Source organism: Paenibacillus ihuae (assembly GCF_001368795.1).
GTDB classification, from domain to species: Bacteria; Bacillota; Bacilli; order Paenibacillales; family Paenibacillaceae; genus Paenibacillus_AQ; species Paenibacillus_AQ ihuae.
In genome coordinates this window covers 3,056,871-3,065,522 of sequence record NZ_LN831198.1, presented here as the reverse complement: position 1 = coordinate 3,065,522, position 8,652 = coordinate 3,056,871, and the positions used below count along the sequence as shown (strand labels likewise).

Sequence of the window (8,652 nt, the reverse complement as noted above, 5' to 3'; positions counted from 1 at the left end):
GCGTGAAGGCGCCACGACTTTCAGCAGTTCGTTCCGAAGCAACTGCTCATTTCCTTCACGGGCCTTCAGAAAGGCAACAATCGTAATAGTAGCCACAAAAAATCTCCTCCTTACAGGGATTTAGTCAAAAATTCTCTTACATCCTCTTTCTTCAATGGCACGTAGCTGCCAATCCCCGGAGCCACCATGGCGCGTTCTGCCATCAGCTCAATTTCTTTATCATCAATGTTTAAGTCGGGCAGAGCAGATGGCGTACGGTGACCTGGCAATAGTACAGCGTGGAGCGGCGGCGGAGAGGACGATGTAGTCCGCGCCGATGCGCACCAGACTCTTCCAGAATACCGGTTTGTAGTCGATTTGAAAATGAAAATCATGGAACTCCGGTAGGGAGCGATTTCATTCGGAATGACGATGCTATGCCGTCTTTCAGTACGATCCGTTTCATGGTGGAAGGGATGCCCTGCCTAACGCGGCCCCTTTCATTCAGGCTTTTTGCTCATGCAAATTCCTCCATTATTGGTTTCATTTTAGGATGGGTACAACTGTTGAAACCTATTCACGGAGGGGATCATAATAGCGGAACGAGCCGCCTAATCCAATTCGAAAAGAGGGAAACCTGCATGCCGCAAGTTACAGCTCAACCATTGACCGTCAAGGAAGCGATCGAATCTCGCCACAGCATACGTAAATTCGTTCAGGAAGCGATCCCGAAACAAGATTTGCTGGAAATAATAAGATTGGCCGGGCTGGCGCCGAGTGCATGGAACCTTCAGCCTTGGCGGTTTCACATCGCCACGGATCCCGCGATGAAGGAGAAGCTGCAAGAAGCCGCATATGGCCAGCAGCAAGTGACTTCCGCCCAGGCGGTCGCCATAGTCGCCAGCGATATGGAGGATGTGATGGAAAAGCTTGCGGATACCGTACATCCGGGGCTGTCTGCGGAGAGAAAAGAAGAGGAAACGGCCAATTTGTCCGCTTTCTTCGGGTCGATGAGCGTAGAAGAAAGAGGGCAATGGGGACTCGGGCAAACTTATATCGCGCTCGGATTTCTACTGCTTGCAGCTGAGGGGATGGGATATGCCACTGTCCCGATGCTTGGGTTCGACCAGAATAAAGTCAGAGAAATCTTGAATCTTCCTGAACACGTCAAGTTCGCAGCCATGGTGCCGATCGGGCGCAAAGCCGCCGAAGGATACGCCACCCATCGCCATCCTATCGACCGAATCGCCATTTTCCATTAATCAGGATTCGAAAAAGCAAGCGCTCGGCAACCGACGCCTCTCAGGCGTTGCATGCGGGAAGAATACACGTGCACCCGGTTCGGCGGCGACGAGTTCATCGTCATGATGGAGGATATCGACCCGGCGGAATTGCGCGGGGTGGTGCAAGTTCGGCTATCATAGGGAGATCGGCAAGAGACTTGAATAAGGAAGGACATAGCAAAAGGGCATCCAGTTGGGATGCCCTTTTAATGTGACTATAAGACCAAAGGTTGTCACCGACGCACCCTGACATGTCGGTTACGCTCATAACCGGGTCCACCGAAAAAATGGAGGGTGAGTTGATCGAAGGCAATATTGACCTGGCCTATACCTTTGGCAAATCTGACTTGCAGCAGCTCCATTACTGGCCAATCGGCAGTGAAGAACTGGTTCTGGTCGGCAAAAGAGCCAAGACTACAGCAAGTCTGGCCCAATTTTTGCAAAGCGAAACCATGCTTATCCTGTCTAAAAATTGCTTGTACGCCTCGATTCTGCAGCGCATTTACTCGGCTCACGGCATTCATCCGGCTTCTAAAACAGAGGTCGGTGTATTTGAAACGCTGCTCCGTCTTGCAAGCCTAGGCATGGGCATCGCTCTTATTTCCAAGACCAATGCCAGAGAGTTTGGAGTTACCGAATTTATGGAGCTTCCGCAGGAATATCGGTACATTGATAAATTTATAGTTACTCGAACAAATTACGAGTTGTCGCCTTTGGAACGGCAGTTTTTCAAAATTAGCCAGAGCTTATAGTTCATATTCGCAGATAGCTGAGGAACTAAAGAGCCGTAACTCAGCACACGCTTCACCAATCAAACGACAAGAAGAACGTCCATCACGGGCGTTCTTCGATGAATTGTTTGGTTTGCTCTCAAAAGATCGAAAATTCGCCGTTTACCCTGTTACGGAGAACCGTACCATAAGTAGGGGCAAGTTTTTATAAATCCGTGGACACGTTAGCCGCTTCTTTTGTTCGATGACCCCAAGTTCTTGCTCGGAAAAGTATTAAAAAGTTACAAAAAGGGAAATTAGCAGCTATGAACAACTGTTAATCTCCCTTCTGTAGCTCTGCTATTCGTTTGCTTCTTTTACCGACATGTCGTCCCAGATGTTCTGAAATTCCTGAAGCATTTTTTCTTTCCCGATCTTCTTGCCGATATAAGACTGGATCTGCGTGGCCATTTGCCAGGTGTTCGCTTCGTAGCCGGGGTACAGCTGCCACAACCAGGGGAGTGTCTTGCCTTCCTTAATATAGGACAGAATCTCCCCAGACAAGGGACCAAGCTGAGCTTCGGTTGCCGGAATGCTTCGGAACGCCGGAATGAGCTTGGCATCATCCACGATGAACGCCTGGCCGGTGCGGGAAGAAACGAGCCACCGTAGAAAGGCTTTGGCTTCTTCCTCTGTTCTTGAGTTCTTCAGCACCACCCAATAATTCGCAACGCCAACAGGAAGCTTGTTCATAGCCTTGGTATCATCGTTGATCGGCATCGGCAGGAATCCGATATTGAGGTTCGGGTGGAGCTTGTCGAGCTGCAGCTGCGTCCAGGTTCCCTGCTGCATCATGGCGGCGCGTCCGTTCGCAAAGTTGGCAACCTGTGTGTAATAATCCGTCTGCAGCGGATTGGGCTGGCCGTACTCGACGGTCAAATCTATCAGGTTCGTCCATTCCTTAAATATCGTATTGTCCGTCAGAGCGGCGCTGCCATTCTTCAACCGTTCAATAAATGCGAGCGGATCTGGCTGCTGGGCGAATGCGGTGTTGAGCAGATGATTCCCCAGAATCCACCACTCCGCATAGCCATTCTCAAAAGGACGGATGCCGGCCGCCCTAAGCTTGTCGGCCGCTTCCCGCAGCTGCGTCAGCGTGGCTGGTGTGGAATTGATGCCCGCTTGGCGGAACAGGTCCTTGTTATAAATGAAGCCCCAGCCCTCCAGGGCGAGCGGCATCCCGTAAATCTTTCCGTCCTTTGTAATAGCCGGCTTGGCCAAATCAAGCATATCGCCCACCCATGGCTGGTCGGATAGATCTTCCAAATACTCCTGCCACAACTCGAGATCGGTATAGCCTGCCACAAAAAAAATGTCGGGCTTGTCACCGGAGTTGAACTTTGTCTTGAGTCCCGCACTATAATCACAGCCGCCGCCGCATGTATCAACTTCAATGTTCACGTCGGTCTCCTCCTGATACCGTTTAACCAGGGTGTCCAGCTGTTCGGCCATTTCGACCTTGAAATTGAAAATCTTTAGTGTAGGGGCCGGCTCAGCGGTGGCACCTGCCGGGCTGGAGTCATTCACGATTGAATTACTGTTCCCCCTGCACGCCGTGCCAATAACGGCCAGGACCAGCAAAAGGGCAGTCAAGGTCATGGATTTAAGCTTCATGGCATATCCCTTCGTCAATCAAGATGGCTGCACATCCAGTATAAACGCCATCCTCCAAAAGAGGAAATAAGCCGTTGTTCCTGCCGTCACGCTTATTAGCGCGGCCAGCGCTCCTCCTTGCCCATCAGCGGTGTGAAAGGCTGATGAGGCTCAGTTTGATACCAATAGGCGACCGATGCCACATCATCCTGGCGTTCGAAAAGCCCCTTCTTGTACACGCCGATCTGCTGAATTGTAACTTTCAAATCCTCCTGGAACCGGATGGGATCCAGAATGTGCCAGCGGTAAAATCCACGCATGGGCGGCGCATCGTCATTGTGGTACAGATTATGGACGGCCTCGTCATGGCGGGAATAGTAGGGATAGCCCATGTATGGCGTGCAGTACGTGTTCTCGATCGTCTTCCCGTCCTTTTGAGTCGCAAAGCTCCAGGCACCGCCAAAATAATCCTCAGTACCGGTGCCACAAATGGTCGGATAATCCCGGTCGCCGTCGATATACATCTTGATCTCGCCCTCTCCCCACCAATAGCGTTCCAGCGTGGTAAGTGCCATGTAGGTTCCGACGTATTGGCCGCGGCCTTTGACGTTGTCGAGAAGGATATAATCCTCCGTTTTATCGGTGATCCGCTGCCGCTTCCATTGCGCGTGAAAGTAAGCCGTATCTTCAGGCAGCTCGTCATGCAGGCAATAATCGATTTGATAGAAGAAGGCAGGAATTGACGCTTCATGCTGGTTCTCGATTTCTATTCTTGCTTTGCTCCGGAAAGGCATCGGAAAATAACAGTTGAATCCTCTTGTCGGGTTTACCACCATCGGCTGGGAATTGACGGTGCAGCCTCTCCCGAAGCCATTGCAGAAGAAATCGCCCAGGGGGCTCTCAACGGAGGGCTCCGTTTCATCGTCCCAATACATGCGTAGCACCAGATCGCGCAGAACAAAAGTATCCGCCTCGGTATGATCGGTCACCGTAATCCAGATGTGTTCGATAATGCCAGGGCCGCTGATCTCGGCCAGCGTTACCGTCGCTCCGGGCGCCACGTCTCGGATACAGGGCGAGCCTTTGCGGGAAGGGCCAAGTGGGCTTACGGCCATCCCCCCTTTTCCTTTTTCACCGTGCGGATTCTCAGCGTTGATGGCCCGGCTTCTGCCGGTCTTGATCAGAGGGAGCGACGCGAGTCCTCCCAGAAACGGGTTCATATTCATTTGTTCTTCTCCTCTCGGTAATCAGCCTTTAACGCCGCCGGCCATAATGCCTTCCATGATTTGTCTCTGGAAGATGGCGACGAATATAATGATGGGCAGAATGATGATCCAGCCCATAGCACTAACCAGATCCCAGGGCACTGCGTACATATTGTCTCTAAGAGGCAGCTGTGTAATTGCTGTTGAGAGCACAGAGATGCCATTGGAATAGAACAGCGGTGTGAAAAAGTTGTTCAGGCAGGTAATAAAGTTGACGATACATACTGTTGCCAGCGCCGGTCTCAGGAGCGGAATCGTGACATAGAACATCGACTGAAAAAAGCCGCAGCCGTCAATAGAGGCGGATTCCTCTATGGAGACCGGAATATCATTCAGATAGTTCTGCAGAATCAGGACGCTGAACGGAAGAATACCGCTGATATACAGGATAATCAGGCCAGTATACGTATCGTATAAATGAACGCTGCGCAGAAAGTCATACAGCGGCCGCGCGGTCACCACATCGGGAATCAGCATGGAGGCCAGCAGGAAGCCGACTGCAATGGATAATCCTCTTGTGCGGAAACGGGCAAAACTGAAGGCAGCCATGACCGAGATGATCATACCAATCAGGATGGAGAGCCCCACAATAATTGCGGTATTTCCTATCTTGGGTAAGAGGCCCACATTCTTGATCAGATAACGGTAGCTGTCCAAGGTCGGATGGACCGGCCAGTACTTGACCGGTTTGGAGAATAGCTCTCCAGCCGGCGTAATGGAAGAAATAAAGATCCACCACAGCGGAAAAAGAATAAGAAAGGCGACAATGGCAGCCAATCCCCATATGGTCAGGGTCAGCGGCACAGATCTGGTGTTTTTGGGGATCATAGGATATCGCTCCTTAATAGTCTACGCGTTTGGCTGCCGACATACTGAGCCCGCTGAGTACAGCCATCACCAGGAACAGCACGACGGCGATCGAAGCGGCGTAGCCGGTATTCAGATTCGTAAACGCTTCGGTGGTTACCCGGTAGGCAATAAGTGCGGTGCTCTCACCCGGCCCGCCGCTTGTCATCGCATATACCACATCAAAGGAAGTAATGCGCCACATAGTGAAGAATATGCTGAGCATCAGAATGTTCCTGGAAATAAGCGGAAGCGTAATGCTGAAAAAGGAGCGGATGCTTCCGGCCCCGTCAATTTTGGCGGCCTCATACATGTCCGAGGAGATGAATTGCAGACCGGCCAGCACCAGAATGGCGAAGAAAGGCAGGTCCTTCCATAGGTCCACGGCGATTACGGCGCTGCGGGCTGTATTGGTATAGATCAACCAGTCCAGATTGAAGGAAGGGGCGAACCGGCGGATAAAGTCATTGATCAGACCATACTCGTTGTTGAATGCCCATTTGGACGCCATGGCGATCACGACCATCGGCATGGCCCAGGGAAGCAGTACGATGGTTCGGAGCACCTTTTGTCCTCTGAATTTCATATTGAGAATTAGCGCCAGGATGATTCCGAGCACAATATGGCCAATCATCGATCCCACGACGAAAATGGCTGTAAACCGGATAGAGGTAATCATTTTTGAATCGTGAAAAAGCTGAATATAGTTATCCAAGCCGACAAACTTGTGGATGCCCTGCAGCAGTTTGACCTCAAACAAGCTGATGTGGAAGGTTTCGATAATGGGATATATGGTCGTGAAGATCCGGATCAGCAGCGCCGGCAGTACAAGAATCCAGGCAATCATCCAATATTTTTTGCTGGCATACATAAAATGCACCTTCCTCGCAGGATAGCCTTATCCGTAGAATACGGGCAGCATAAGCAGGCATCTACAAATCCGCCTGCTTATGCTGCCGGGAAATGGCCCTGATTATTTGTAACGTTCAACGGCTTCCTGTGCCTTTTTGCAGAAATCATCCAGCGTAATTTTGTCTTGGATGTAGTTCTGAAACAGCGTCCCCATCTCGGAGATGAACTCCATCGTCTGCGGCAGCATCGGACGCCCATGCACTTCGTTGGTCGATTGGATCTCGTTGTAAATCGTTTTGATGTCTCCGGTAACCTCTTCTTTGGCCGCGACATCCGCTCTGGCCGGATAGCGGTCAAAGTTCTTCCAGCTGTTCAATTCCCCGTCTTCGCTGGCAGCATATTTCAGGAACTTGATGGCAGCGTCCTTGTTCTTGGAAGCCGAGTTCAGGACATAACTCCAGGAATCCGTGAAGATGCTCCGTTTCGCAAATTCCGGCATATTGATCATATGGATCTGATCTTCACCGTAGCGGTTCGCCTGCTTGTAATCCGTACCGGTTCCCCACATGAAGACCGAAGCATATTTGCCGTCGATGAACTTCTGGTTCATCTGTTCATATTTATCCGCAATTTGATCCACCGGCGTAACCTTCCAGGTATTGGCCATGTCGTACATGAATTTGACCGCCTTGCGGCTGCCTTCATTGCTCCAGTCAAAGTAATCGCCCCCGAACAGATTGACGAAGGTCGCGATTTCGTTGAAGACATACGTCTTTTCCCAGGAGCCGCCGTATCCGTACTGACCGTCTTTGGTCGTCGCTTTCAGAAATTTCACAAAGTCTTCTTCGTTGTTAATGGAAGTCATGCCTGCGGCATCAAGCTTCTTCTGGTCAACCCATAGGCCAAGATAACCGGTATAGCTGGGGACGCCGACCAGATCACCTTTGCTTGAGGTCAGCATATCCTTCATATAGCCCTGCGGCAGCTGTTTCAGGACATCCCCGTTCAGGACTGTATCCTGCAACGGCTCCAGCCAACCGGCATTTTTGAAAGAGGTTGCCATTTCATCATTGATCTCAAGAATGTCAACGGTATTGTCGCCTGAGGAAAGGATCGTCGATACCTTCTGCTGGCGGGTGTCCGAATCGGTCGGCGCGGCGACCCAGTTGATCTTCACGCCACTCTTTTCCTCGGCTTCTTTGAGCCAATCCTGAAATTTAGGATTTGTGGATTGAATAGTGTAGAGGGTAATCTCATCCTTTCCTGCGTTGCCGGCATCCTCTGTTCCGGACGTCGTCTCGTTTGCCTTGGAGCTATTACCGGAGCAACCGGACAGTGCAACTGCGATGGTTAAGGAGCCGGTCAAGAATAGGGACCAAAATCGTTTCATACCATAACCTCCCTGTTTTGTTTTTATTGAAAGCGCTTTACAATCTCAGTATAGCTGCTGCCACACCAGCGAAAAACAGCCGTAATTGATCAAAAATGTGTAAAATCGTGATATGGATCATATATCCATTTCAGCACGGAGGCATCCTATTGACCTTACTGCAAGGCGGTGCTAGACTGTTAACCAATTCGTAGAGCGAGGGGGACCGCCATGAAATTCCGCCGCAGCATCCGCTATAAGTTGAGCATGTTCCTGATGGTCGCCATCCTCCTGCCGATCACCGCATCTATCCTGATTTCCTACTTCTATACCAAGCACTCGTTAAGAGAAGACGCTATCCGTGAAAATTCAAGCACGGTACGACAAGGGACTACGAGCTTGAGCAATCTGCTCAGTGGGATGAACAGCATTTCCCTGTACGTTTATAACAATATTCAAATGCCAAATAGCCTCTATAACATCCTGATTCGGGGCTACAGCGATTTTTTGGTCGAGATTAATATTTACTCCGGTCTTCATGCCATTGAACAGTCGGCCAAGGATGTTCAGCAGGTATATCTCTACTCCGACCTGACCCATCAATCCTGGCTGCTGATCAACGGCTATCTGAAGCGGACGGCGGGCAACGCCGGTCTTGACGGCCACTTCATTCAACCGGTGGACAAAAATGATCC

At 50.7% G+C, this 8,652-nt stretch carries 8 protein-coding genes and 1 pseudogene; 3 read left to right on the top strand and 6 right to left on the bottom strand.

The window, feature by feature from the left end; genetic code table 11:
• Positions 1 to 110: 110 nt before the first annotated feature.
• Positions 111 to 374 (bottom strand): iron-containing alcohol dehydrogenase, encoded by a 264-nt coding sequence (locus tag AQR02_RS32480; RefSeq protein WP_148449104.1) that lies wholly within the window; start codon positions 372 to 374, stop codon positions 111 to 113.
• 270 nt (positions 375 to 644) lie between these two features.
• Here AQR02_RS32480 and AQR02_RS13895 point away from each other — a divergent pair, with 270 nt between their 5' ends.
• Together AQR02_RS13895 and AQR02_RS13890 are read left to right on the top strand one after the other, a co-directional pair.
• Positions 645 to 1,241 carry a nitroreductase family protein gene (locus AQR02_RS13895; RefSeq protein WP_245237433.1) on the top strand — a complete coding sequence of 199 codons (597 nt, stop codon included), beginning with the start codon at positions 645 to 647 and terminating at the stop codon, positions 1,239 to 1,241.
• Positions 1,242 to 1,492: 251 nt separating this feature from the next.
• Positions 1,493 to 2,014, top strand: a complete 522-nt coding sequence (locus AQR02_RS13890) for a LysR substrate-binding domain-containing protein (RefSeq protein WP_280818624.1) — start codon at positions 1,493 to 1,495, stop codon at positions 2,012 to 2,014.
• Between the two features lie 318 nt (positions 2,015 to 2,332).
• On the opposite strand, the gene AQR02_RS13885 is transcribed toward AQR02_RS13890, so the two are convergent.
• From AQR02_RS13885 to AQR02_RS13865, 5 genes are all read right to left on the bottom strand, one after another.
• Entirely contained in the window at positions 2,333 to 3,646 is a 1,314-nt protein-coding gene (locus tag AQR02_RS13885) for an ABC transporter substrate-binding protein (protein WP_054942105.1), read from the bottom strand.
• Between the two features lie 95 nt (positions 3,647 to 3,741).
• Positions 3,742 to 4,851: a glycoside hydrolase family 172 protein gene (locus AQR02_RS13880; protein ID WP_342447455.1), complete on the bottom strand. Its 1,110-nt coding sequence runs from the start codon at positions 4,849 to 4,851 to the stop codon at positions 3,742 to 3,744.
• 21 nt (positions 4,852 to 4,872) lie between these two features.
• Positions 4,873 to 5,718, bottom strand: a complete 846-nt coding sequence (locus AQR02_RS13875) for a carbohydrate ABC transporter permease (RefSeq protein WP_054940995.1) — start codon at positions 5,716 to 5,718, stop codon at positions 4,873 to 4,875.
• Positions 5,719 to 5,731: 13 nt separating this feature from the next.
• Positions 5,732 to 6,607, bottom strand: coding sequence for a carbohydrate ABC transporter permease (locus AQR02_RS13870; protein ID WP_054940994.1), 876 nt, complete (start codon positions 6,605 to 6,607; stop codon positions 5,732 to 5,734).
• Positions 6,608 to 6,709: 102 nt separating this feature from the next.
• Positions 6,710 to 7,978, bottom strand: a complete 1,269-nt coding sequence (locus tag AQR02_RS13865) for a sugar ABC transporter substrate-binding protein (RefSeq protein ID WP_054940993.1) — start codon at positions 7,976 to 7,978, stop codon at positions 6,710 to 6,712.
• 210 nt (positions 7,979 to 8,188) lie between these two features.
• On the opposite strand from AQR02_RS13865, the pseudogene AQR02_RS13860 reads away from it, so the two are divergent.
• A pseudogene (locus AQR02_RS13860) lies at positions 8,189 to 8,652 on the top strand (hypothetical protein); the annotation flags it as partial.

Bases quoted from the DNA above. Each gene is read 5' to 3' on its own strand.
- AQR02_RS32480 (WP_148449104.1), bottom strand. From the start codon at position 374: ATGATTTTCATTTTCAAATCGACTACAAACCGGTATTCTGGAAGAGTC.
- AQR02_RS13885 (WP_054942105.1), bottom strand. From the start codon at position 3,646: ATGAAGCTTAAATCCATGACCTTGACTGCCCTTTTGCTGGTCCTGGCC.
- AQR02_RS13880 (WP_342447455.1), bottom strand. From the start codon at position 4,851: ATGAATATGAACCCGTTTCTGGGAGGACTCGCGTCGCTCCCTCTGATC.
- AQR02_RS13875 (WP_054940995.1), bottom strand. From the start codon at position 5,718: ATGATCCCCAAAAACACCAGATCTGTGCCGCTGACCCTGACCATATGG.
- AQR02_RS13870 (WP_054940994.1), bottom strand. From the start codon at position 6,607: ATGTATGCCAGCAAAAAATATTGGATGATTGCCTGGATTCTTGTACTG.
- AQR02_RS13865 (WP_054940993.1), bottom strand. From the start codon at position 7,978: ATGAAACGATTTTGGTCCCTATTCTTGACCGGCTCCTTAACCATCGCA.